Genomic DNA, 1439 nt, shown 5'->3' with positions numbered 1-1439 from the left:
AGCACCGACGCGCCGGTCAGCTCGTCCCGCGACGCCACCCGGATCGGCCGCCCGTTCAGGAACGCGCCCGCCCCCGCGGCCGCGCTATACAGCTTGTCGCGCTGCGGCAGGTAGATCACGGCCGCTGTCACCACGCCCCGCTCGGCCACGGCCAGCGCGTGCGCCCACGTGCGCGACCCCTCGACGAAGCTGCGCGTCCCGTCGATCGGGTCGATGATGAACACCCGGTCACACGTCAGCCGCCCGGGGTCATCCTCGGTTTCTTCCGACAGCCATCCATACTCGGGCCGCGCGGCAAGCAGGTCGGCGGCCAGCATCGCGTCCACCGCCATGTCGGCCGCGCTCACCGGGCCTGCACGGCCCGGTTTCTGCCAATGCTCGACACCCTTGCCGCCGTGGCGCGTGGCGATCTCGCCCGCCGCGCGCGCCGCCTCGACCAGCAGGGCGAGGTCAGTTGCCGGCAAGCGTCAGCCCCTCCACCAGAAGCGAGGGCACGACACGGCTCAGCCAGGGGCGGGCGTCATTGGCCGGGGTCATGCGCCGCAGCATCTCGGGCAGGCTGCCGGCGATGGTGCATTCGTTCACCGGATAGGCGATCTCGCCGTTTTCCACCCAGAACCCGCTGGCCCCGCGCGAATAATCGCCGGTATTGGGGTTGATCGTGGATCCGATCACCGAGGTCACCCACAGCCCCGTGCCCATCTCGGCCAGCAGGTCGTCGCGTGTCTTGTCGCCTTGCGTGAGCGCCACGTTCCACACCCCGGGCGCGGGCGGGCTCGACGTGCCGCGCTGCGCATTCGCCGTGCTTTCCAGCCCCAGCTTGCGCGCCGTCGCCAGGTCCAGCGTCCAGCCCTGCAGGATCCCGGCCTCGACGATGGCGCGCCGCGCGGTCGGCAGCCCCTCGGCATCGAACAGCCGCGAGGCACCCACGCGCGGCCGGTGCGGATCCTCGATCAGCGACAGGGCCTCGGGCAGGACGGGCACCCCGAGCCGACCCAGCAACCAGCTGGAGCCGCGCGCCACCGCCGCGCCGTTCGCCGCCGCCAGAAGATGCCCGATCAGGCTGGCCGAGATCCGTTCGTCGAAGAGCACCGGATAGGCCCCGGTATACGGTCGCCGCGCGCCGACGCGGGCCGCGGCCCGTTCCCCGGCACTGCGCCCGATGTCGGCCGGGCCGCGCAGGTCAGACCGGAACACGCGGGAATCGGCGTCGTGATCGCGCTCCATCCCCGTGCACTCGCCCGCGATGGCCACGCAGGACAGCGCCCGGCTGCTGCGGGCATACCCACCCGAGAACCCGTTGGTGGCGGCCATGTGAACATCACGATAACTGTAGGCGGCACTGGCCGACTGAACCTGCGTCACGCCCGCGACGGCCAGCGCGGCGGCCTCGGCCTCGCGCGCCTCCGCCTCCAGCACCGCCGGGGCGGGTTCCTGGG

At 72.6% G+C, this 1439-nt stretch carries 2 protein-coding genes; both read right to left on the bottom strand.

What is annotated here, in order from left to right:
* Positions 1–464 (bottom strand): inositol monophosphatase family protein (locus ACH107_RS32815; RefSeq protein ID WP_412509779.1); only part of this gene is annotated, 464 nt, incomplete at its 3' end.
* The coding region (locus ACH107_RS32810; protein WP_412509778.1) for a TldD/PmbA family protein at positions 451–1439 on the bottom strand (989 nt) is incomplete at its 5' end. The genes ACH107_RS32815 and ACH107_RS32810, both read right to left, overlap by 14 nt.

The sequence above is a fragment of the Roseovarius halophilus (ex Wu et al. 2025) genome, assembly GCF_047086965.1.
The sequence above is the reverse complement of the archived record's forward strand: the minus strand, read 5'-3'. Positions and strand labels throughout refer to the sequence as shown.